The 22,458-nt window shown below is 51.5% G+C and carries 19 protein-coding genes and 1 tRNA gene; 15 read left to right on the top strand and 5 right to left on the bottom strand.

The annotated features are described in order from the left end of the window. Window positions 1-6 precede the first annotated feature (6 nt). The 12 genes from OXR61_RS12515 (at window position 7) to OXR61_RS12460 (ending at window position 13,851) form a co-directional block, all read left to right on the top strand. Window positions 7-264 carry a PAAR domain-containing protein gene (locus OXR61_RS12515; RefSeq protein WP_021509124.1) on the top strand — a complete coding sequence of 86 codons (258 nt, stop codon included), beginning with the start codon at window positions 7-9 and terminating at the stop codon, window positions 262-264. A 77-nt stretch (window positions 265-341) separates the two neighbouring features. Then, window positions 342-1,400, top strand: coding sequence for a hypothetical protein (locus OXR61_RS12510; RefSeq protein WP_081035989.1), 1,059 nt, complete (start codon window positions 342-344; stop codon window positions 1,398-1,400). Continuing rightward, window positions 1,384-4,824 carry an ImcF-related family protein gene (locus OXR61_RS12505; protein WP_031280023.1) on the top strand — a complete coding sequence of 1,147 codons (3,441 nt, stop codon included), beginning with the start codon at window positions 1,384-1,386 and terminating at the stop codon, window positions 4,822-4,824. Before OXR61_RS12510 ends, OXR61_RS12505 begins: the two co-directional genes overlap by 17 nt. Then, a complete protein-coding gene (gene tssA, locus OXR61_RS12500) occupies window positions 4,821-6,422 on the top strand; it encodes a type VI secretion system protein TssA (protein WP_021509127.1) in 1,602 nt (533 codons plus the stop codon). The genes OXR61_RS12505 and tssA overlap by 4 nt, the downstream gene beginning before the upstream one ends. 41 nt (window positions 6,423-6,463) lie before the next feature. Continuing rightward, the gene (gene tssF / locus OXR61_RS12495; RefSeq protein ID WP_021509128.1) at window positions 6,464-8,218 is read left to right on the top strand and encodes a type VI secretion system baseplate subunit TssF; all 1,755 of its coding nucleotides are present in this window, start codon (window positions 6,464-6,466) and stop codon (window positions 8,216-8,218) included. Beyond that, entirely contained in the window at window positions 8,182-9,267 is a 1,086-nt protein-coding gene (gene tssG, locus OXR61_RS12490; protein WP_021509129.1) for a type VI secretion system baseplate subunit TssG, read from the top strand. Before tssF ends, tssG begins: the two co-directional genes overlap by 37 nt. Further along, on the top strand, window positions 9,245-9,790 hold the full coding sequence (tssJ, locus tag OXR61_RS12485) for a type VI secretion system lipoprotein TssJ (RefSeq protein WP_031280024.1): 546 nt from the start codon (window positions 9,245-9,247) through the stop codon (window positions 9,788-9,790). Before tssG ends, tssJ begins: the two co-directional genes overlap by 23 nt. Then, window positions 9,790-10,245, top strand: coding sequence for a type VI secretion system baseplate subunit TssE (tssE, locus tag OXR61_RS12480; RefSeq protein ID WP_021509131.1), 456 nt, complete (start codon window positions 9,790-9,792; stop codon window positions 10,243-10,245). Before tssJ ends, tssE begins: the two co-directional genes overlap by 1 nt. A 62-nt stretch (window positions 10,246-10,307) precedes the next feature. Beyond that, entirely contained in the window at window positions 10,308-10,697 is a 390-nt protein-coding gene (locus tag OXR61_RS12475; protein ID WP_071813638.1) for a hypothetical protein, read from the top strand. A gap of 127 nt (window positions 10,698-10,824) precedes the next feature. Continuing rightward, the gene (locus tag OXR61_RS12470; RefSeq protein WP_141495178.1) at window positions 10,825-12,189 is read left to right on the top strand and encodes a VasL domain-containing protein; all 1,365 of its coding nucleotides are present in this window, start codon (window positions 10,825-10,827) and stop codon (window positions 12,187-12,189) included. A 310-nt stretch (window positions 12,190-12,499) separates the two neighbouring features. Further along, entirely contained in the window at window positions 12,500-12,829 is a 330-nt protein-coding gene (locus tag OXR61_RS12465) for a hypothetical protein (RefSeq protein WP_021509133.1), read from the top strand. A gap of 2 nt (window positions 12,830-12,831) precedes the next feature. Then, window positions 12,832-13,851 carry a Shedu immune nuclease family protein gene (locus OXR61_RS12460; protein ID WP_021312874.1) on the top strand — a complete coding sequence of 340 codons (1,020 nt, stop codon included), beginning with the start codon at window positions 12,832-12,834 and terminating at the stop codon, window positions 13,849-13,851. A gap of 908 nt (window positions 13,852-14,759) precedes the next feature. Here OXR61_RS12460 and OXR61_RS12455 read toward each other — a convergent pair. Together OXR61_RS12455 and OXR61_RS12450 are read right to left on the bottom strand one after the other, a co-directional pair. Next, a protein-coding gene (locus tag OXR61_RS12455; protein ID WP_155519928.1) for an IS3 family transposase occupies window positions 14,760-15,907 on the bottom strand; the annotation gives its coding sequence in 2 pieces (ribosomal slippage) (window positions 14,760-15,670 and window positions 15,670-15,907; 1,149 coding nt in all). Window positions 15,908-15,967: 60 nt separating this feature from the next. Next, window positions 15,968-16,222: a hypothetical protein gene (locus tag OXR61_RS12450; protein ID WP_071813640.1), complete on the bottom strand. Its 255-nt coding sequence runs from the start codon at window positions 16,220-16,222 to the stop codon at window positions 15,968-15,970. A gap of 160 nt (window positions 16,223-16,382) precedes the next feature. Between OXR61_RS12450 and OXR61_RS12445 the strand changes: the two genes are divergently transcribed. Further along, on the top strand, window positions 16,383-18,509 hold the full coding sequence (locus OXR61_RS12445) for a tetratricopeptide repeat protein (protein ID WP_125312154.1): 2,127 nt from the start codon (window positions 16,383-16,385) through the stop codon (window positions 18,507-18,509). Window position 18,510: 1 nt separating this feature from the next. On the opposite strand, the gene OXR61_RS12440 is transcribed toward OXR61_RS12445, so the two are convergent. The 3 genes from OXR61_RS12440 to OXR61_RS12430 form a co-directional block, all read right to left on the bottom strand. Then, window positions 18,511-19,677 carry an integrase arm-type DNA-binding domain-containing protein gene (locus OXR61_RS12440; protein ID WP_021509139.1) on the bottom strand — a complete coding sequence of 389 codons (1,167 nt, stop codon included), beginning with the start codon at window positions 19,675-19,677 and terminating at the stop codon, window positions 18,511-18,513. 160 nt (window positions 19,678-19,837) lie between these two features. After that, a tRNA-Arg gene (locus tag OXR61_RS12435) sits at window positions 19,838-19,912 on the bottom strand. 88 nt (window positions 19,913-20,000) lie between these two features. Continuing rightward, entirely contained in the window at window positions 20,001-20,933 is a 933-nt protein-coding gene (locus OXR61_RS12430; protein WP_021509140.1) for a formate/nitrite transporter family protein, read from the bottom strand. Window positions 20,934-21,176: 243 nt separating this feature from the next. On the opposite strand from OXR61_RS12430, the gene ccmA reads away from it, so the two are divergent. Both ccmA and ccmB read left to right on the top strand, forming a co-directional pair. Continuing rightward, window positions 21,177-21,791: a cytochrome c biogenesis heme-transporting ATPase CcmA gene (gene ccmA, locus OXR61_RS12425; protein WP_021509141.1), complete on the top strand. Its 615-nt coding sequence runs from the start codon at window positions 21,177-21,179 to the stop codon at window positions 21,789-21,791. After that, window positions 21,791-22,450, top strand: a complete 660-nt coding sequence (gene ccmB, locus OXR61_RS12420; protein WP_031280025.1) for a heme exporter protein CcmB — start codon at window positions 21,791-21,793, stop codon at window positions 22,448-22,450. Before ccmA ends, ccmB begins: the two co-directional genes overlap by 1 nt. Window positions 22,451-22,458: the final 8 nt, after the last annotated feature.

Raw genomic sequence — 22,458 nt, 5'->3', positions numbered from 1 at the left:
TGAAGGATGAAAGCAGTGATACGCGAGGGCGATACCCTGCAGGAGTACGGTGGGAAAGTGCTGGGCGGGCATTATCTTTGCTTCGGTAAAGGGATCGCCTGTAAAGGCGATGCAGTGAAGTGCAATAAACATGGCATCACGGTCATTAGCGAAGGCAGTTCGTTATCGGAAGTGGACGGACAGCCGGTGGCGCTGCATGGTCATCGTTGTGCCTGTGGCTGCACGCTGGTGAGCTCTTTTCCCGATTGCGGCATTGAGCTGTGAGGCCATTACCGGAGTATCCACCCTACCGGGTGGCGCGCGCCCCTGACGGCAAGCGATGGTTGTCAGCGGGGGCGCTGATGGTGTTGCTGTGCGGGGGAGGCGGCGCGCTGCTTCATCCTGCCGGGAGCGGTGCCGGACTGGTGATAAAAGGAATGGCTGGCGCGGTGATTCTGATGGGCGTGCTCTGGTTAATACGTTTGCTGTATTACCGGACGTCGGCCCATAACGCCCGGTATTACCAACAACTGGTTGAGCAGCAGCAGCAGGCCTGGTGGGAGCGGCATCAGAACCGTTTCGCGCTCAGTGAAATGGTGCTGCTGGGCCCGGGCGGGACCGATACGCCACACTGGCTGCGGCTGCTAAAGCGTGAGCATCGGGTTCCTGAGATAAAAAATGAGACGAGCGGGAAAGCGCTGCGTATCGGTCGAACGCTGGTCGATACGGTGGCTGAGCGCGAGGCTTTACTGGCAAAAATGCTGGTGCTGCAATGGCGGACGCAGCGCGCAGATTCCTCTCTGCCACACTTATGGCGCTGCTACTGGCAGGGTTCTCTGGATGCCTGGCGTGCATTCTGTAGCCAAATGCAGGTTTCATTTCCTGACGTGGCGCTTCCTGAAAAACCGGAGACATGGCAAGGCGAAGAGACGTTGTCTGCACTTGCCGCAACGGCTCAAACGCTTCCTGAAACAGAGGCCATTCTGGTCGCCGGGTGTCATTCGATAGCTGCCTCGTTTAATTCTGCGCAGCCTGCCGGTGAGTCCGCTGCACTGTGTCTGGTTGCGCAGAAAGGGCTGGTCAGCCTCACCCGGGGGGAAGTCTACGATATCGCCGGGAAAGAGGTTTTAACCGCAGTCTGCGAACGAGCGGAGCAGCAAAGCGACCTCGAAACGCCGCATGACACCTGCATCCTGTTCTCACAGCCGGCGCTGCCCACCCTGGCGCAAAGCGGCTGGAATGTGACCCATCACGTTCAGGACCTCAACTGGGGGAACCCCGGTGATATGGAAATGCTTATCGTGCTGATTCTGGCGGCTCTTTACGCAAAAAATTATCAACAACCCTGCGGCTGGATAGCCAAAGATCCTCTACATACTCTCGCTCTTGGAATTATTAAACCTTATGGTGAAGGAAAATAAACCCGCTGAATTTTCGGTGTTTGCCACGGCGGTGTTGTTTGTTGCTACTGTCACGCTACTTGTGCTGGCAGGTGGGTTACTGTGGTGGTATTGGGGGGAAGATCTCTCCACGGAATGGGACGTGATACGTCGAATCATGACGGCCTGTTTTGTTGTCTGGGGAGTGTCGCTCTGCGTACTGGTGCTGGGGTTTATCGCGTTTCATTTAATGATTCGGGAAAAAGTAATGGGAGAGGCTTCTTCCAGACCGGTCAAAAAGAAAAGAACGCTCCGTCTGCCGCTCAGGGCGGACATCAGCAACCATCTCCGTCGTCGTTATAGCCTCTTCTGGCGAAGTAAAGTCCGCCTGCTGTTAGTCACAGGCGATGAAAACGCCATCGCTCAGTTGGTGCCCAACCTGCAAGCCCGCCAGTGGCTGGAAGGCAACCGCACGGTCTTGATTTATGGCGGCAGCCTGACTGCTGAACCCGATAAGGAAAAATACGCTGCGCTGCGTAAACTGCGCCGCGGGCGTCCGCTGGACGGGATTGTCCGCGTCATGCCGCAGTCGTTTAATCTGACCCCGCAAATCAGCGACAACGATTTACGCGGCCTGGAAAAAATCAGCGAACTGCTGCGCTATTCCGCCCCGGTTTATTTGTGGCAGCTGTGCGACAGCGCCTGGTCGCAGGCAAAACGCACTGAACAGACGGTAGGGGCTACTTTTCCTCTGCGTGCTGAGCCTGACGATATTTGTCGTCAGCTTGAACGGATGCTGTCGGACCTGCGGACGCAGGGGGTGAGCCAGGTCGCTGAGAACAACGGCCACGACTTCCTGCTGCGCCTGGGTCAGCACCTCAAAGACGGCGGTATCGCCCGCTGGGCTCAGCAACTGGTGCCATGGCTGGCAGCCTCTCAGCAGCGCGTTCCGCTACGTGGTCTGATGTTCAGCCTGCCGGACAGTCACTCTATTCATCCGACAGAGGGAACAGCCGACGCTGAGAAATATATCCCGCAATCACAACGCCATGCGCTGACTTTGCCGGTGACCTGGCGGGGTATCGTGGACGACTGTACCCGTGTTCGTGGCCGCCGAGTCGGTATGGCCTGGGAACAGACGCTTGCCTGGACGCTGATGGCCATCATGGGTATCTGGGGGGCGGGAACGCTGCTGTCGTTCGCGGTCAACCGTCAGCAGATCGTTTCTGTTGCTGAGCAGGCCCATGCCCTGGTGGAGCATCCTTCGGTATCGGATAACCAGCTGACGGCGCTGCATACGCTGCGTAATCATGCCGGTCGCCTGCAGCACCGTATTCAGGAAGGCGCTCCCTGGTATCAGCGTTTTGGCCTGGACCATAACCCGCAGCTGCTCGAGGCATTGCTGCCCTGGTATGGCGTGGCAAACAATCGCCTGATCCGCGATCCGGCCAGTGCTGCGCTGACAAAAAAACTCAATGCGCTGGTGAATTCCGAACCGAACAGCGATCGGCGCGCTCAGCTGGCGACGCTGGGCTATGACCAGCTGAAGGCCTGGCTGATGATGGCGCGTCCGGATAAAGCCGATGGCGCGTATTACGCCCAGACCATGAAAACTGTACAGCCGACGCGAAAGGGCATCTCAACCGGCCTGTGGCAAAGCCTGGCGCCGGATTTGTGGGCTTTCTACATCAACGAACTGCCCGGGCAACCACAGTGGAAAATCACCCCGGATGCGCAGCTGGTGAGCCAGAGCCGCCAGGTGCTGTTGCAGCAAATTGGCCGGCGTAACGCCGAAAGCACGCTGTATGAAAACATGCTCACATCGGTGCGCCGTAACTTTGCCGATGTGTCGCTGGAAGACATGACCAGCGGTACTGATGCCCGCCGCCTGTTCACCACTGATGAAGTGGTACCGGGCATGTTCACCCGTCAGGCGTGGGAGGGCGGTATTCAGCAGGCTATCGAAAAGGCCGCCAACTCCCGCCGGGATGAAATTGACTGGGTGCTGAGTGACAGCCGGAAAGCGGTCTCCTCAGATCTGTCGCCGGAGGCCCTGCAAGCACGTCTGACGCAACGTTACTTCACCGACTTTGCCGGTAGCTGGCTGAGCTTCCTTAACAGTCTGCGACTTAATCCTGCGAACAACATCGCAGACGTTACCGACCAGCTGACGCTGATGAGCGATGTCCGCCAGTCGCCACTGATTGCCCTGATGAATACCATTGCCTGGCAGGGGCAGACCGGCCAGCACAGCGAAAGTCTTTCGGATTCAATTATCAAATCGGCTAAAGATCTCGTAAGTGGACAGGACAAGCCAGCGATTGACCAGTCTGCATCAGGGCCGCAGGGCCCGCTGGATGACACCTTTGGCCCACTGCTTCAGCTTTTAGGTAAAAACAAAGGCAGCAACGTTATGTCGGCGGACACGTCACTGAGCCTGCAGACGTATCTGACCCGCATCACCCGCGTGCGTCTGCGCCTGCAGCAGGTGGCCAGCGCCTCTGATCCGCAGGCAATGATGCAGACTCTGGCGCAGACCGTGTTCCAGGGCAAAAGTGTGGATCTGACCGACACCCAGCAGTACGGCAGTCTGATTTCGGCAAGCCTGGGCGAAGAGTGGAGTGGTTTTGGCAGCACGATGTTTGTCCAGCCTCTGACTCAGGCCTGGGAGACCGTGCTTCAGCCGTCGGCGGCGAGCCTGAATGATAAATGGAGCCGCTCGATTGTCGCCAACTGGCAAACTGCCTTTGACGGACGTTTCCCGTTTGCCGCCAGCAAAAGTGATGCCTCTTTACCCATGCTGGCTGAATTTGTGCGTAAGGACAGCGGGCGTATCGAGCGCTTCCTGACGACAGAGCTCAACGGAGTGCTGCACAAAGAGGGCAGCCAGTGGGTGCCGGATAAGGTCAACAGCCAGGGGCTGAGCTTTAACCCGGCCTTGCTGCGGGCGATTAATCAGCTGAGCCAGCTGTCAGACATTCTGTTCACCGATGGCAGCCAGGGCATCAGCTTTGAGCTGCAGGCGCGTCCTGTACCGCAGGTCGTGGAAACCCAGTTGATTATTGATGGACAAAAGCTGCATTACTTCAACCAGATGGCCGACTGGCAGAGCTTCCGCTGGCCGGGTGACACTTACAAACCGGGGACGATGCTGACCTGGACCTCAGTCAACGCCGGTGCGCGTCTGTTCGGGGATTACAGCGGAACCTGGGGCTTTATTCGCTGGCTGGACCAGGGCAAACGCCAGCAGCTTGACCGCAGCCAGTGGATGATGAGCTTTACTGCCCCGGACGGTCGCACTTTGCAGTGGGTGCTGCGCTCACAACTCGGGAAAGGTCCGCTGGCGTTGCTGGATCTGCGCGGTTTCACGCTGCCGGATCAAATATTCAGTGTCGACAGCGCAGCCACCGCGCAGGCGCTGATGGCTGACACCGCAAACAGTGACATGGAGGAGGTCGAAGAATGAGCACACTGCAGAATCTGGTCACCGCCTGTCAGGCTGACGAAACTCAGCTGCGGCAGCAGGCGCAGACGCGCACGGAAAACTGGCAGCCCTGGCTTGTGCCGGTAAGTGGCGCCAGTCCGACCGGTGAAGACCCGGGCTATGATGATGATTTTCAGCGTATCCGCGAAGAGGTCAATAAGCTCTCCGGCATTGATACCGGGTTGATTTGTACGCTTGCCGAAAAACTGCTGACCACTGCGGCCAAAGATATCCGCATTGCAACTTATTATTGCTGGGCGCGCCTGCACCAGGACGGCGAAGCCGGTTTTGCCGAAGGACTTGAGCTGCTGGCGGGATTGCTGCAGCGCTATGGCACGCAGCTTTATCCTCAGCGCGAGCGGAGCCGTAAACCGGCGCTGGAGTGGCTCGCAAGCTCCCGCGTTCTGGACAGCCTGTCACTCTGGCCGGAAGTGATTCGCGACCATGCACTGCGCACTGCCGGTGCGCTGCTGCTGTTGCGCGACAGCCTGGATACAGAGCCGGAAGCATCGCGGCCAGAGCTGAATGCCTTGTACAGCGCGCTGGAATCCCGCCTGATGAAGGCCGGTGGTGTGGATGCCGTGGTACCGCAGAACGCAGGTGATAAGGCTCCGTCACAGATCTCCACGCCTGTGACGGAGCCAGATGCGCCAGTGCTGAGCCGCATCACCTCCGGTCAGGATTTACTGGCCCAGGCCCGCACCCTGACCGGATATCTGCGTGAGCAACCCGATGGCTGGCTTGCCGCACACCGGCTGATGAAAAGCCTGCGTCATGACACGTTGCACAGCATTCCTGCGCCAGATGCACAAGGCAAAACCCGCATAGATCCGCCTCGCGCAGACCAGCGTGCCATGCTCAAACGCCTGTACCTGCAGCAGAGCTGGCTGGAGATACTGGAGCAGGCGGACAGTACCTTCTCGCGTGGCGCCAATCACCTCTGGCTGGATTTGCAGTGGTATATCCACCAGGCGCTGATGAAATCGGGGCATGAGGTGCTTGCCGGGATCATCGCCGCCGACCTGAAAGGATTACTGCGTCGCCTTACCGGGCTTGAAACCCTGGCCTTTAATGACGGTACGCCGTTTGCCGATGAAGTGACGCTGAACTGGATAAATCAGAACGTACTGGACGATATGTCCGGCTGGCGGGATGAGCCGGTCAGTGCTGCCGGTGAAACAGATAACGATATCCTGGCTCTCGAGCCGGAAGCGCTGGATAAAGCGGACACCGACGGTCTGGATGCCACGCTTCGCTGGCTCCAGACGCGCCCGGGTGCGGATTCCGCGAAAGACAAATGGTTGCTGCGTTTGCTGATGGCCCGCGTGGCCGAGCAGAAGGGCAAAAATGAACTGGCCCTGCATCTGCTGGGAGAGCTCGACAGTGCCGCACAGTCCATCACCCTCACACAGTGGGCACCGGCACTGCTGTTTGAAGTGAAATCGCGCCGCCTCAGACTGCTACGCATGAAAGCCACACGCAGTGAAACCGATAAATTACGGTTACAGCCAGATATGGACCAGCTTCTGGCGGGTCTGATTGCGCTCGATCCGGCCAGCAGCGCAGTGCTTTGCGGCTAAAACGCCAGGCATACCTTTCAAACACACATATTCAGGTTTTTATGGATGATTTAACCCTGCGTTATTACGACGCTGAAATGCGCTACCTGCTGGAAGCAGGTGAAGAGTTTGCGCGTGCTCACCCCGAGCAGGCGGCAATGCTCAATCTCGAGAAAGCGGGAGCGCGCGACCCGTACGTGGAGCGGCTGTTTGAGGGCTTTGCCTTCCTGATGGGCCGGCTGCGCGAGAAGCTCGATGATGACTTGCCCGAATTAACCGAAGGGCTGGTCAGCCTGCTGTGGCCACATTACCTGCGTACCATTCCGTCCATGTCGGTGGTGGAATTCACCCCTGACTGGCGCGAGATGAAAGAGCCGATGCGCATCGTCAAAGGTTTTGAGGTGAACTCGCGGCCGATCGGCGAGAAGGGCACGCGTTGCCGGTACACTACAACCAAAGAGATTACCCTTCAGCCATTGTCGCTTGAGAGAGCCCGACTGGCGACCGATCCGGATGGCCGTTCGGTCATCACGCTGCGCTTTAACTGCAGCCATCTTGCCGACTGGAGTCGTGTCGATCTCAGCCAGCTTCCATTCTACTTCAATGCAGACGCCCCGCTGGCCTGTGCCATGCATGAAGCCTTCACCATGAATGTCGCCCGCCTGTGGCTGCGCCTGCCGGGTGACATCGACACAAGACCGCTCGACGGGTATTTCACCGCGCTGGGCTTTGGCGATAACGACGACCTGTGGCCGAAGGGCAGCAGCAGTTTCAGCGGCTATCAGCTGTTGCTGGAGTATTTCACCTTCCGCGAGAAATTCATGTTCACGGGCCTGCGTGGGCTGGAGACCGTGTTCTTTCCGGCTGAGCTCGCATGGTTTGAAATCGACGTGGTGCTGGCGGAGCGCTGGGAGCATGACTTCAGCTTTACCGAAAAACATCTGCGCCTGAACTGTGTGCCGGTGATTAACCTGTTCCCGCTGGAATCTGACCCGCTGACGCTCAACTCTCTGCAGACCGAATACATGCTGCGCCCGATGCGCGTGCAGGATGGTCATACCGAGATTTATGCGGTGGATTCGGTGATGTCATCCAGCCAGCATAGCTACGTGCCGTTTTCGAGCTTTCGCCATAAAGGCGGCATGATGCGCCATCAGGCCCCCGAATATTACTACCACACTCGCGTACGTCGCGGTCCGTCCGGACTGCATAACACCTGGCTTATCCTTGGCGGTGAAGCGTTTGATAACCACACGGTGCCGGAAGACGAGAGCCTGTCGCTGACGCTCACTGGCACCAATGGCCAACTGCCACGACGTGCTCTGCAGAGCACGGTGCTTGATACGGTGATGAAAACCACCTCAGCCAGCATCGCCGTGCGTAACCTATGTGCGCCGACACTACCCTGTTATCCACCGGCGCAGGACCGTTTCCACTGGCGCGTGCTGAGCCATCTCGGCAGCGGATTCCTGTCGATGATGGACAATGCCGACGTGCTACGCGGGACGCTGGCGCTGTACGAATGGACCGACAGTGAGATGAACCGCTGTCGGCTGGAAGCCATCATTGACGTTAAGCACCGCGAAACCGAGCGTTTCGAGCAGGGCTATCTGGTACGCGGTGTGCAGATTGAGGTGACGCTGGACAGTCACGGCTTTGCCGGGCGCGGCGACATCTGTCTGTTCGGCGAGATGCTGAGCCGTTTCTTTGCGCTGTATACCGATATCTATCTGTTCAACCGCCTGATTATCATCCTGCAACCGACCGGAGAGCGCCTGGAATGGGAAGAGAAGCACAACCGCCGCATTCCCGGCTGACCCCGCGGCTGGAAGCCGACCTTCACCGTATCAACTTTTACCGCTTATGCCAGCTGCTGGAGAAGCGTAATCCTGGCAGGCCGCTGATTGGCTCGACCAGCCACCCGGCGGATGACCCGGTGCGGTTTGCGCCACATCCGGGGATGGGATTTCCGGCCAGCGAAATAAAGGCTGTCGAATATGACGAGGAGGATGACAGCAAGCCACCGCTCATCCGCACGACCTTTATGGGGATGTACGGAGTTGATTCCCCTTTGCCGACCGCCTATCTCGACGACATCACTCAGCGTCGCGAAGGGCATGAGGCGCTGCAGGGTTTTCTGGATATCTTCAGCCACCGTATCCTGACGCAGTTTTACCGTGTCTGGCGTAAATACTCCTACCCGGCCACCTTTGAGCCCGGCGGTACTGACGCTATCACGCAGTCACTGCTGGGTCTGGTGGGACTGGGGATACCGGGCACCGCAGAGCACATCGCCACCCCGGTGTCCCGATTTCTGGCGCTGCTGGGTGTGCTGCAGCAGCCAGGTAAAACCCAGGAGGGGATGCAGGCCCTGGTGAGCCTGCTGGCACCCGACACGACGGTGCAGGTGAGCCCGTATTGCCTGCGACCGGTAGCTGTCAGCCAGCCGCTGGGCTTTTACGGTGATGACGATTTTCTGCTGGATGGCAACACGCCGCTGGGCGAAGAGGCGATGGATGCCAACAGCCAGCTGCTGATTGCTCTGTCCACCGATAACGAGCAGGAATCACAGGGCTGGAAACCGGATGGCCTGTTATATCAGGACTTTCTGGTGATGCTGCGGGTGTATCTCGGCTGGCGTTTTAAAGCAAAAATCACCCTGACCACCCGAACCCGCCTGCTGGCTGCACCGCCACTCGGCGAAGGCCCATTCTGGCTGGGGATGAATGGCGTACTGGGCGCGCAAGATGAAGATCTCCCGGAGGATATTCCGCAGACCTTTACCACGGAACTGGGTTATTACGCCGGGCTGGAGCCTGAATCATCACAACAAGGAAACCGACGTGTTACGTACAAGTTTGATTAAATCCGCATGCTGGCTACCTGCGCTACTGGCATTCAGCCTGACGGGGTGTGGGGTGACGCAGGGTATCACCGATGGCACTAAATCGGCATTTAACGCCATGTTTTACAAAAAGATTAAGGTGCTGCACCTGGATTTCACCGCTCGTGAGGCGCTTAACACCGATTCCCGTGAAAGTAACTCGCTGTCTGAGCCGGTGGTTATTCGGGTCTGGCAGCTGAAAGACCGTAAAACCTTCGACAAAACGATCTATCAGCAGCTACTCAGGGATGGCGACACCATCCTGAAAGCCGATCTGCTGGCGACCCGGGATGTAGTAGTAAAACCTGGCGGTGATGCGAACCTCGATATGCCAATGGAAGAAGATGCGCAGTTTGTCGCCGTGGCAGGGCTGTTCCGCCATCCGGATAGGGTTAACAATACCTGGAAGCTGGTGATAGGGCGTGAAGACCTTGACCCGGATAAGCCGCGCATTCTGGAAGCCGGGAACAACCATCTGACGCTACAACCGCTCAAGGACGACTGATGCCCCAGGGACATAACACACCTTCGCTGTATGAAATGCTCACCGGTAACTTCACCGGTGGCCTGGCTCTCGATCAGGTCAGCGAACAAAATCAGGTGATTTTGTCCGTGCTCGATAACATGCAGCGCATCCTCAACTGCCGCGCCGGCACGCTGGCGCATCTGCCGGACTATGGTCTGCCCGATATGACCAAAATCCTGCAGGGCATGCCGGGTACTGCCCATGAGCTGATTGGCACCCTGTCTGCTGTTTTGCTCAGGTATGAGCCGCGCCTGAAAAGCATCAGAGTGGTGCTGCTGGAGCAGGCGCAGCCCGGCGAATTGCGCTACGCGATTGATGCGGAACTGAAGGGATTCGGTCTGGTGCGGTACGGCACTGAGTTTATGCCGGAGGGGCGCGTTCTGTTGCGGCATCTCAGGCAGCAGCAATATCTTGATGGTAAAGCGCAAATCTAAGCGGCATTATTACAAACAAGGCTGAATAATCGATGAATAATAAATAACACATGGATTTGAATATGAAAAAATTGATACCCCTGTTGGTTTTTAGCTTATTAGTGACTCTGCAGGCTGAAGCGGCCAGAGGCAGAAAACCCTGTTCTGGTGCAAAGGGTGGTATTGCACACTGTACCTCAGATGGGCGTTTTGTTTGTAATGACGGAAGTCTGAGTCAGTCGAAGAAAATTTGCTCCAGGTATGATTCGTCAGAAAGCACGCAGCAGGCAAAATCACCGCTTAACAGCGGAAATACGCAGACCAAAAAGATCGCCACATCAAAGAAACAGCCACAGCCAGTGGCTCAGGATCAGAACGATTTGCTACCACGAAAACCAACCTGCGCCCCGCTTTATATGGCCAGCCAACCCGGCTACACGCATTTACCTATTTGCACCGGTAATCAATATTAATTAAAGCGGGAAAGGGGGGGGCGGTAAAGAAATATTTGCATCGTTCCTCGCTCAGAACAGGCAAAAAACCAGACTGCATAATTAATTATCCTCCCACGCTGTAAATATCTTAAATGGACAATAAGTCATGAATGACATGCCTGCCCGTCGGATTAAAACCGGCAGCGACCCGCGTAAGCTGCCGGATTATGCTGCTCTGCGTGAAGAGCTGAGCAAATTGACCCATCCGGCACGGCCAGATATAGACTGGCTTTATGTTGAACAACGCTGCCTTTCTCTGTTCGAACAAAACGGAGTGGAGTTGCAGACCGCGGCCTGGTTCACGCTTGCCCGCCTGCAACTGGCTGGTTTGGTCGGATTGAATGAAGGTCTGGCGCTACTGGAAGCGCTGGTGAGCCATCAGTGGGGTGTGCTGTGGCCGCAACCGATCCACGCGCGCATGGACATTCTCACCAGCCTGAGCCAGCGCGTGCAGCAGCAGATGCGCACCCTTTCCCTGAATTATGACGATCTGAGTCAGCTTTATCGTGCTGAACAACTGCTTACCCGCCTGGGGACCGTGTTACAGCGGCTGGAGCTTAAACACCTTAGCCAGCTTGATACGTTGCGTGCTCTGATGCACAACAGTGCCGCCAGGCTGGAAAGCCGTGACGATACGACCAGCGACATCTTGCCCGGCACCACGATAGATGACGGGGCAATATCCGCACATCCGCATGAAACGAAAACCCCTCATAGCGCCAGATGGGTGTATGTCGCGCAGCAGCAACATCAGCCGAAGATAAAGGTGCAGACAGCGGCGCTGGCCCGTCGTAATAACTGGCAATTTTTCAGTGCCGGGATGTTTACCATGCTGCTTATCAGCGTGGTCGCGGTGGGCGGCTGGCAATATCTGCACCGGCCCGATCCACTGCAGGCTCAGCTGGTGGCATCGCTGGGTCCTGTGCCCGCCACACTCACGCCACAGCAGCGGGATGTGCTGCGGCAGCGGACCTCCTTACCATCAGCCTTGATCGCCGACACGCAGCAGCAGTTATCTCGCCTGGAGCAACTCGCGCCCGACTGGAATATTGCGTATGGCCAGCAGCTGGTGGAGCAGGCGCAGGCGCTGTGGCCCGAACAGACGGGTTCGTTATCTGCGCGGTGGCAGCATCAGCTTGAGGCCAGCACGTTGCCAGCGCAAAACCTTGCGGCCTGGCATCAGGGAATGATGAAGCTGGCACAGTTAAGCGAGCGGCTGAATGGACTGGATGAGCAAAAAGGCAAATACATCACGGTGAGTGAGCTGAAGTCCTCGGTATTTGGCATGATGACCCGTTTTCAGCAGGCTGAGCCCATCGAGGAACAATTGCGGCAAATTCACTCGCTACCAGCCAGTGCGCCCCAGCGGCAGCAGCTTATCCGCCAGCTTGAACAGCACCTGCGATCGCAGATTTACACCTTGTGGCAGATGAAAAACAGCATTGGGGTGGCAGAGCGATCGGGTGAATAAGCTAAGCGTATGAGCCGCGTAGCGACTTCTTGACCTGCAACCTGCGCCGTGAAACCGCTACTGTCACTGGTGGAGATAGTGCTTTGAAGAAAAGTGAAACTGAAATAATTTCTTGAAAAGGAAACTGGAGGGGACGATGTAGCACCGTTTTCAGGAGTCAAATGATTGCGTGCCAATATGGAAAAAGCTTGACAAAATTTCAGCTAATTGTTGTATTGAGTGTGAAACAACGCTTCTATCTGGAAATCCGCTGCTCAAATAAATGATAGCTGTTTATTTATTGTTAATTTCAATACATAAGGAAAATGTTATGTCATTAAAACTATTACAGCAAGCCATTCAGCAACATAAGCCAGTCTCTTTTGAATATAACAAAGAAGGTAAAGTGATTGGTGAAAGAATAGGAAATACGCATGCGGTTTTTATAATGAGAAAAAAAGATGGAACAGAATCCACCAAAGTCCACTTAGTTCAGACTGCTGGAGTTACAGATTCTGATAAAGGATACAATGAGTTTAGAATGTTTGATATTCTTGAAATTTCAAATGTTAAAATTTTAGGCGATTCCCCTTCTTTCGAAATTCACCATGCGTATAATCCATCATGGGCTGGCTATGCTAATGTGATTGCAAAGGTGTAAGTATGAGCATCGATCATTCTTTTATCATTGGTAGTGACGGAGTAAATGAATTAAAGTTAAATATTTCTGGGCTCGACCAAGAGTCAAAGGATGCGTCAGAATTAAAGTCTCATATATTTGCTCATTGCTCAAATACTGGAACGCCTAAGTTTACTTGCCAATTAGAAATCAGTCATTTAAAAGCTCTCTATCAGCACTTGTCTAAATATAGCTTGATTCGTGATATAAGTTCCACGGCTACGGGGCGTTTCGTTGAGGTAGGAGAAAATCATGAGCAAATTATGAGGCTGCTTGAACATGCTGATAACACCTCATTGGTTTTAGCTCTCCAAAATGTAATCACTAATCGCCTTACAAATGACGACATCAATACTATCTTGGGTAGAAAGGATAGCTTGAAAAAATATCAAACCATGCTTGATAATGCGGCTCATTATAATGAGCCGCAATGGCAGGCTTTTTTTGAAAAGAATGAGTGGTTATTTGGTTATGGGCTTAGATATAAGTATCTCAAAATTATTCAGCGTGAGGCCCATATATCACATACTGATCTTAATGGTTCGAATGATGTAATAACTGATTTCCTTGTGTCTGATTCTCGCTTCACTAAAATTGTTGAATTAAAGACTCCCGAAACAAGTCTTTTTGTCAACAGGAAAAATAGGGCTGATTCATGGCGGCTTTCAAGTGAGTTAACAGATGCAGTCAGCCAAATACTTGCTCAAAAAGCTAACTGGGAAATTGAAAGTCAAAGAGAAAACTACAATTCAGATGGAGAGCGTATCTATGAAAAAACATATGATGCTGAATGCATATTAATAATTGGTTCGTTAGATTCAATAGATGGAAGTGAACGCGAAAAAGAAATAAAAAAGAAAACCTTTGAGCTTTATCGTAGAAATCTTAAAAGTATAGATATTATATGCTATGATGAACTACTCGAGCGCGCTAAGTTTATAGTTAAAAGTGCTGAGATAATTGAAAGTGCAATTGGTAGTGTTTTGGAAGATGATCTAATTTGATTAAATAATCATAGGTCGTAATTTTAATATTTATTTTATACTCTGCATACCATTGAAAGATATCTATTCTCTTAAATTTAAAGCGCATGTTAGTAAATTTCTCTAATAGGTTTTTTATCAACATGCGCAAGCTGCATTTTCATCCACGCATTTTCTAATCTATGTTTATATAGTAACTTGCTCGTCATTAGCGAAAACCATATCCCATCAATCTCTCCTTAATGCCAGCCAGTATTTATCAATTTATTGATTTTGGCATCGCTTATTAGCTTTTTGACGTCATTTCTGACAGGAAAAATCAGTTGGTATTCTCCCGCTATCATCTTCATTCTAATGAAAATCTCAACTACTTGCGACGATAGCGATACCAAATGAGAGCTGTGCTTATTCATTCGCCATTTCGCGATTTCCCACAGATCGTTAACCAAATCGAACTCACACCACGTAACCTCACTAAGTTCAACGCTGCGAACACCAGTAAGCATAAGTAGCTATGCAGCGTATTTAGTCAGTGAGCTTCCCTGATACCCCTTGAGCGCTTCAACGAAGGGTGGAATCTCATTATGTGTCAGGAAAAAAGTAGTTCTGATGGGGCCTGTTTAATGTGATAGCTATATCGGGCGGAAAATTATATTTAGCTCTGCCCGTTACCCCAGGAAAGTTAAAAACTCCACCGCATTGGCGGCGGATCTTGCTCTAACGTAACACTGTCCTCAATTTTTTACAGGACGGTCAATCATTCAAGTGGCTGTTCGCTTGATAAGCCATTTCTGAATCGCCAGCCCTTAGGTCATTGGGTTCTATAAGTAGTGATAAGCATGCGCCATTATTGAAGGGGTATAGCTTTAGTGCGCGTAGTCTGGGTTTGGGTATCGATGGCAACATATGTGTGAATCGCCACGGATAATCTAGACACTTCCGAGCCGTTGATAATACTGGTTTTCATATTCTGTCGGTGACATCTGATTGCTCGAACCATGCCGACGCTTACTGTTATAAAACATTTCGATGTAATCAAAAATATCGCTGCGGGCTTCTTCCCGCGTTCCGTAGATCTTTTTCTTTATCCGTTCGCGTTTCAGCAACTGGAAAAAGCTTTCTGCAACCGCATTATCGTGACAGTTACCGCGACGGCTCATGCTTCCCTCCAGGCCGTGTGATTTCAGGAACGACTGCCACTCATGGCTGGTGTACTGACTGCCCTGGTCCGAGTGAACCAGCACCTGTTTTTGGGGATTACGCCGCCATAAAGCCATCAGCAGTGCATTCAGGACAATGTCCTTTGTCATCCGGGATTGTATTGACCAGCCGATAATTTTGCGTGAGAACAGATCAACAACCACAGCAAGATACAGCCAGCCTTCGTGGGTCCTGATGTAGGTTATGTCCGTTACCCAACGCTTATCCGGAGCATCCGGATTGAACTGTCGCTGGAGCCTGTTGGGCGATACGATACTGGCCTCGCCTTTGTGTGCCCGCGGGCTCCGGTACCCGACCTGAGCCTTTATCCCGGCACGATTCATCAGTCGCCAGACTCTGTTCACTCCGCACTGTTGCCCGCTATCCCGCAAGTCCAGATGGATCTTGCGATAACCATAAACGCAACCGGACTCCAGCCAGAACTGTTTGATCTGTCCCGTCAGTCTCAGATCTACCTGGTGGCGCTGAGAATACGGTTGCTTAAACCAGGCGTAAAAGCCACTGGGATGAACATTCAGCACCCTGCAGAGCAGACGAACAGGCCAGCAACGGGAGTTGTCACGAATAAAGGCGTACCTCAGTCGGACAGCTTTGCGAAGTACGCCGCGGCTTTTTTTAATATGTCCCGTTCATCAGTAACCCGCTTCAACTCCTTCTGGAGTCGGCGGATCTCGGCCTGAGCATCTGACTGTTCTTTATTAGTGGATGAGTCCGGACCGTACTTCTTTATCCAGGCGTAAAGGCTGTGGGTGGTGATATCGAGACGTGTTGCAACGCTGGAAACAGAATGACCGCGACCAATAACCTGTTTGACTGCTTCAATTTTAAACTCTTCGGGATAACGTTTACCGCTCATGGGCACCTCTCTTTAAGTCATCTTAAATGACTCCGAAGTGTCTGTTAAACCCGTGGCGATTCAAAAATCCCTTCTGAAACAATCACCTGAGAAAAATTTGCGGCAGTCCTGAAAGAGCAGAAACTGAAAAAAACTGAAATTCTTTTCACTCATTTCAGTTGGTGTACTCCGGCAGAAAGCCAGCAGCATCGCGGCCCGGTGCGGAGGTTTGTAGAAAAATAAAACTGAAAAATTTTCCTGATGCAAAACCCGCAGGCGGGTGCGGTAGAGTGCGATTTTAGTCGATTTAACTTTTTCATGTGTGACCGTGGTCATGGAGATAATACAATTCGATCATATGATGCACGTATTCACTCAGGTATGGTGTTAATGGGAATTCAATAGCTACTTGATGTTTTGGTTATCTAAGGAGCATTTTTATTAAACTGTTCCTGATGATGTTGCAATTATGATTTATTATTGATGAGGATGGATTGTGAACAGTAAAACGCATACGATAAAATTAGCGTTAGATTTACGTAGTAAAAGTGTTTTGGGCGAGTGGACTAATCATGAAGATGAAAAAAATAATGAGAGTGATGAACTAGGTCGTAATATATTTAATTCTGTAAGGAATATATTTTCTGATATATCTTGTGATTTCATTTTACATCTTAACAAGCTAATTCAATCTGGGGATATTGATAGTGCATTTTCATATTTTAAAGATTCCATACCAGTACTTCGGTTTTTATCTAAGAGTGATTACACTTTAATAAAATCATTCAGTAAGTTATTGTCAGATGAGCAACTGAAAGAGGTATGTATTTACATTGTGGCGTTATCGTCTGAATTTAATCTAATAGATGATTTAGATGAAGACGTAGAAACATGTTTACGTCTAAAAGATGATTCGATGGAAGAAATAATAGAAATGTCGTTATATATAGAAAGATCTAGAATTCTTTTTGAAAGAGAGTCATTTAATGCTTCATTTATTGTATTGCAAGATATTATTAAAAAAACGACCATTAACTCTATTTTAGGTTATGCATTCAGAAATCTTTCACGGTTATCAATACATGATAAGGATTTCGAGAGCTATGCATTAAAAGCAATTGATCATTTTCTTATCGGTGGGTTGAAGCATGATGCAGTCAGCATGATTATGTTGATGTTAGAGAGAATACAAGGTAAGGATAACCATGAGGCATTGGCACTAATAAATAAGGCCATTGAATTGCAATCATCGGATAGCAGTTTGGACAAAGATAAAACAGCAGCATTGTATCAAAAAAAAGGTTCTATTTTAATAGATCTTGAAAAATACGAAGATGCCAAGGAACCTGTAATCACAGCATGCTCTTTAAGACGTGGGCTAATTGGTGGTGAGATGGAGTTGCATGCGAGCCTTATAAAACTTGAGTTTATTTATAGAGAACTGAAAGATGATGCTGCTGCGGATAAAATAAAAGAAGAGTATATGTTGTTAGAGTCTCATATAGACGACGCTGAGTTTTTTATCGCCAGAGATGTTGCTGAGTATCTGAAAGAGGGAGACGAAGTTTCTCGCAGTAATTTAAGTTCCATGGTTAATGAGGAAAGCCCAGCGAATATTAGGCTTGGATATGCAATGGCCAAGTATTTAAATGAAGAGTTGACTTTCACTGCAAAAATTGAGTTATTAGATGAGTCATTGAAGTATAGCCGAGAAATGAAAGATTACCACATGACATCTTTAATTTTTCAACAAATGGCTGAGGAATATCACAAAAATGAATATGTATCTATTGCAATAGAGAAATTATATGAAAGTTTAAGTTCTAACAAGAGCAACAAAATCGCATTTCAGAATATAATAACTCTACTTCTTCAAGAGAAGCGGTTGAAAGAAGCCTCGGAGTTGTTGAAGCAAAAAATAGAAGAGGTTGGGCACCTTCCTAATATTACATACATTTATGCGAAGGTTCTTTTTGAGTTAAAGGATTATCAATTGGCATATAAACTGTTTAAACAGGTAAGGGGTGGGGCTGTTTCTGAAAATATTAAAGATATCGATGATTATATTATGAGGTGCATAGAGAATATAGGTGAGCTTATATCTGAGAAGGCGGTCTCAGAGCAAATTGTTAATGTCGATATTACATTGGATGACATATCAAAGGCATTAGATGATTTTTGTGCCTCTGTATCTAGTCATTCTCGAATGCTTTATTGGAGCAAATGTGATGATGGTTACAAATGGGCATCTAAGCCTGAAACTATAGCAAAGCATGCCTTAATAATGTTTTTTTCTGCCAGATTTGCACCAGGAGCAATCGAATTAATACAAGAGCCTAGGGCTGGAGCAGGTTTTATAGATATTTATCTAGTCACAAAAAATGGTATTAAGGTGGTTATAGAACTAAAAATGTGTGGTAATGGATACAGTTCTAATTATGCACTGTCGGGAGAGTCTCAGATATTACATTATTTGGAAAATAGAAAAACAAATGTAGGTTTTTTGGTGGTTTTTGATTCTAGAACTAGAGACTTTTCGAAGGGTATACAATGTTTTAAAAGTATCGATAATTACTCTATTTTTTCTAAAGTCGTTGATGTGCGTTCAATAATTGAAAAATAAGTTAATCAATAAGGTAAGATGCGTACCATTGAAGCATCTTACCTCTGCCTTTAAGATAATGTGCATGGTTATATGTACCTCGGATAGAGTTTTTATCAACATGCGCAAGTTGCATTTCAATCCATGCGCTTTCAAAGCCATGCTCATGCAAAATTGTGCTCATTGTGTGTCTAAAACCATGCCCCGTTAGCCTGCCATGATAGCCAAGCAGTTTTATCACTTTGTTGATGCTGGCTTCACTTATCGGCTTCCTGACGTCATTACGGCCAGGGAAAACGAGGCTGTAATTTCCGGTAAGGACTTGTAGCTTTTCCAGGATGCTGATCGCATGCGTAGATAACGGAACCAGATGAGGGCGGCGTTTCTTCATGCGCTCTTTGGGGATTTCCCATAATGCATTTTCTAAATCAAATTCAGCCCATTCTGCGGCACGCAGTTCAATTGTTCTCACACCTGTCAGCATCAGCAGCTGTGTGGCGTATTTGGTTACTAAACTGCCTTGATAGTTCTCCAGAGCACTGACAAAAGCAGGCAGTTCACTTTCAGTCAGAAATGGGAAGTGTTGAGTTTTAGGTTTGTTGAGTGCAATAGCTAGGTCAGGAGCAAAGTTATATTTCGCCCGTCCGGTGGCGACGGCATAACGTAAGACTTCACCGCAACGGCGGCGGATCTTACTGGTTTGCTCCAAAGCACCTCTTTTCTCAATCTTTTGCAGAACAGTGAGCAGCTCCAGCGGTTCAATCTGTTCGATTGGGCGTTGGCCGATAAACGGGAAAATATCCTTTTCCATGCAGTTGATGACTTCTTTCGCATACCCTTCTGACCAGGTGGCTTTTTTTGAACCATGCCATTCCCTTGCTACAGATTCAAAGCTGTTCTCATGTGCAAACTGCAACGCAATTTTTTCTGCCTTTCTGGCCTCACTGGGGTTGATCCCTTTGGCCAACATCGAACGTGCTTCGTCACGTTTAGCACGTGCCTGAGCAAGCGATACATCACCGTATACGCCGAAGGAAATCATCTTGGGCTTGCCTGCAAAGCGGTAGCGATAACGCCAGCCTTTACTGCCTGCGGTGTCAATAAGCAGTGATAATCCCATGCCATCGTTCAACGTGTAGGGCTTATCCTTTGGTTTTGCTCGTTTTATTTGGATGTCAGATAGCAGCATGTGTATAGAAAAAAGATCGAACTCAGTTATACACAATCTTATACGCAAAGATGTATAGATTCCATTAGAAATAATGGCACCTTATTGGACGAGCGATATTACTCATTAGGATTTAAATCAGGTGGTTATGGGATTTATTAGACTTGCTGAGAGGTAGTCATGGTGTCCCCTGCAGGAATCGAACCTGCAACTAGCCCTTAGGAGGGGCTCGTTATATCCATTTAACTAAGGAGACGTGCGGCGCGCAGTATAGCGCACCGTGCAGGGGATTATAACCGTAGGCCGCCTGTTTGCTCAAAGTGTCAGCAATCAGGCGGTGGCGATCACGCATTTTCCTGATTTTTCTGCTTTTCCTGCCTCTCTTTACGCTTCTGTTCGGCTCGCGCTTTGGCTTTGGCCGCTTCGCTCATGTCGTTACGGATCTGCGCGTGACTGATCAGGGCAAAAATCAGCGTACCGCCGGTGATGTTGCCCAGCAGGGTGGGCAGTGCAAACGGCCACAAAAACTCCTGCCACGGCAGCGTGCCGGCAAACACCAGATACAGCACTTCAACCGAACCGACCACAATGTGTGCCAGATCGCCCAGCGCCACCAGCCAGGTCATCATCACGATCACCACAATTTTGGCGCCGCCAGCATAAGGAAACATCCACACCATGGTGGCGATGATCCACCCCGAAATCACCGCGTTGGCAAACATTTCGCCCGGCGTGTGCTCCATCACTTTTTCGCTGATGGCGGTGAAGGCCTGGCGCGTAGCGTCATCGAAAATCGGCATATGATTAAACGCCAGCGCGCCCAGCGCGGTACCAATCAAATTGCCGATCAGCACCACGCTCCACAGCCGCAGTAGCAGCATAAAATTGCCGCCGGTGGGTTTATGCATCACCGGCAGTACGGCGGTGACGGTATTCTCGGTAAACAGCTGCTGGCGCGCCATAATCACGATGACAAAACCAAAGGTGTAGCCGAGATTCTCCAGCAGATAAGCGCCGGGCACGCCAGCGAGGTGCACCTGGAAAATGCCTTTCGCCATCAGCGAGGCGCCCATCGATAAGCCGGCGGCAATCGCTGACCACAGCAGCGCCATACCGTCGCGCTCCAGCTCCTTTTCACCGTCCTGCCGAATCTCTTCATGGATCGCCGCAGCCCGCGAGGGCAGGGCGTCTTCGTCCACTTCGATATCCGTTCCCTGTTCTTTTTCTTCACTGTCCACGTCATTGTCATGCGTGTTATTTGATGGCGATGGCTTCATTTTTTCTCCCGGTGATAATGCCAGTGCGTAATAAGCGTAGACGTTTTTAGCAAGGGCGAAATGTTACAAAGATTCAAATTAAGAGTAACAAGAGATTAGCAAAGGTGGTTTTTTGAGCGCTTTCTTGATCTGATGCGCATGAATACCCCATTTGGGGGAAGGAGGAGCTTGCGCACAGACTTCGGCCCCTGGTTTGAGTGTGGTATTATTCCCGCCTCATTTATTGCTATGAATCTCCCTTCTATGCTCGAAGTGATTAATCTCGCCTGCGTTCGCGATGAGCGAACCCTGTTCCACGGACTGAGTTTTCAGGTGCAGGCGGGCGATGTGGTGCAAATCGAAGGGCCTAACGGCGCAGGCAAAACTTCACTGTTGCGACTGCTGGCCGGGTTAAGCCGGCCAGAGCAGGGCGAAGTACGCTGGCAGCAGCAGTCGATTCGCCGGCAGCGCGAAGTATGGCAGCAAAACCTGCTGTATCTCGGCCATCATCCGGGCGTGAAATCGGTGCTGTCGCCGCGGGAGAATCTGCATTTCTGGCACGGCGATCGCAGTGAAGACACGTTGTATGACGCGCTGGAGCAGGTCAATCTGCTGGGCTATGAAGAGGTGCCGGTGGCTCAGCTTTCTGCCGGGCAGCAGCGGCGCGTGGCGCTGGCGCGACTGTGGCTCAGCCCGGCTCCGGTGTGGATTCTGGATGAGCCGCTGACCGCCATCGACAAACACGGCGTGGAAAAATTAATGGCGCGCTTTGCCGATCATGCCGATAACGGTGGCGTGGTGATTCTGACGACCCATCAGGACCTGCCGGACAGCCATGCGCGCGTGCGCAAAATTCGTCTTACATCGGAGTGGGCGTGATGCTTGGCCGGGTTATTCAGCGTGAGTTAAAGATTGCCTTTCGCAGCGGCGCGGAAGTGATTAATCCGCTGTGGTTTTTTCTAATTGTGATTACGCTGTTTCCGTTAGGCATTGGCCCAGAACCGCAGCAGCTGGCGCGCATCGCACCTGGCGTCGCCTGGGTAGCCGCGCTGCTGGCATCGCTGCTGGCGCTGGAGCGGCTGTTTCGCGACGACTTTCTCGATGGATCGCTGGAGCAGCTGCTGTTGCTGCCGACGCCGCTGCCGATCACCGTGCTGGGCAAAGTGATTGCGCACTGGCTGATTACCGGGCTGCCGCTGATTTTACTCTCGCCGCTGGCGGCGCTGCTGCTGTCGCTGGATTTTGCTGGCTGGCGGGCAATGGCGCTGACGCTGCTGATCGGCACGCCAACCCTGAGTTTTCTCGGTGCGATTGGTACCGGCCTGACCGTCGGGCTGCGGCGCGGCGGCGTATTGCTGAGTTTACTGGTGTTGCCGCTGTCGATACCGGTACTGATTTTTGCCAGCGCGGCGATTGATGCGGCCGGTCAGGGATTACCGATTGGCGGTTATCTGGCGATTCTCGGCGCCATGCTGGCGGTCAGCGCCACGCTGTCGCCGTTTGCAACTGCTGCCGCGCTGCGCATCAGTCTGCATTAAGGCGGACC

The organism is Pantoea sp. GM_Pan_4 (assembly GCF_026541005.1).
GTDB classification, from domain to species: domain Bacteria; phylum Pseudomonadota; class Gammaproteobacteria; order Enterobacterales; family Enterobacteriaceae; genus Pantoea; species Pantoea dispersa.
The sequence above is the reverse complement of the archived record's forward strand: the minus strand, read 5'-3'. Positions and strand labels throughout refer to the sequence as shown.

Bases quoted from the DNA above. Each gene is read 5' to 3' on its own strand.
- tssA (WP_021509127.1), top strand. From the start codon at position 4,821: ATGAGCACACTGCAGAATCTGGTCACCGCCTGTCAGGCTGACGAAACT.
- OXR61_RS12465 (WP_021509133.1), top strand. From the start codon at position 12,500: ATGTCATTAAAACTATTACAGCAAGCCATTCAGCAACATAAGCCAGTC.
- OXR61_RS12430 (WP_021509140.1), bottom strand. From the start codon at position 20,933: ATGAAGCCATCGCCATCAAATAACACGCATGACAATGACGTGGACAGT.
- tssG (WP_021509129.1), top strand. From the start codon at position 8,182: ATGGGAAGAGAAGCACAACCGCCGCATTCCCGGCTGACCCCGCGGCTG.
- OXR61_RS12510 (WP_081035989.1), top strand. From the start codon at position 342: ATGGTGTTGCTGTGCGGGGGAGGCGGCGCGCTGCTTCATCCTGCCGGG.
- ccmB (WP_031280025.1), top strand. From the start codon at position 21,791: ATGCTTGGCCGGGTTATTCAGCGTGAGTTAAAGATTGCCTTTCGCAGC.
- OXR61_RS12475 (WP_071813638.1), top strand. From the start codon at position 10,308: ATGAAAAAATTGATACCCCTGTTGGTTTTTAGCTTATTAGTGACTCTG.
- tssF (WP_021509128.1), top strand. From the start codon at position 6,464: ATGGATGATTTAACCCTGCGTTATTACGACGCTGAAATGCGCTACCTG.
- OXR61_RS12440 (WP_021509139.1), bottom strand. From the start codon at position 19,677: ATGCTGCTATCTGACATCCAAATAAAACGAGCAAAACCAAAGGATAAG.
- OXR61_RS12505 (WP_031280023.1), top strand. From the start codon at position 1,384: ATGGTGAAGGAAAATAAACCCGCTGAATTTTCGGTGTTTGCCACGGCG.
- OXR61_RS12460 (WP_021312874.1), top strand. From the start codon at position 12,832: ATGAGCATCGATCATTCTTTTATCATTGGTAGTGACGGAGTAAATGAA.
- OXR61_RS12470 (WP_141495178.1), top strand. From the start codon at position 10,825: ATGAATGACATGCCTGCCCGTCGGATTAAAACCGGCAGCGACCCGCGT.
- OXR61_RS12515 (WP_021509124.1), top strand. From the start codon at position 7: ATGAAAGCAGTGATACGCGAGGGCGATACCCTGCAGGAGTACGGTGGG.
- tssE (WP_021509131.1), top strand. From the start codon at position 9,790: ATGCCCCAGGGACATAACACACCTTCGCTGTATGAAATGCTCACCGGT.
- OXR61_RS12450 (WP_071813640.1), bottom strand. From the start codon at position 16,222: ATGACCACGGTCACACATGAAAAAGTTAAATCGACTAAAATCGCACTC.
- ccmA (WP_021509141.1), top strand. From the start codon at position 21,177: ATGCTCGAAGTGATTAATCTCGCCTGCGTTCGCGATGAGCGAACCCTG.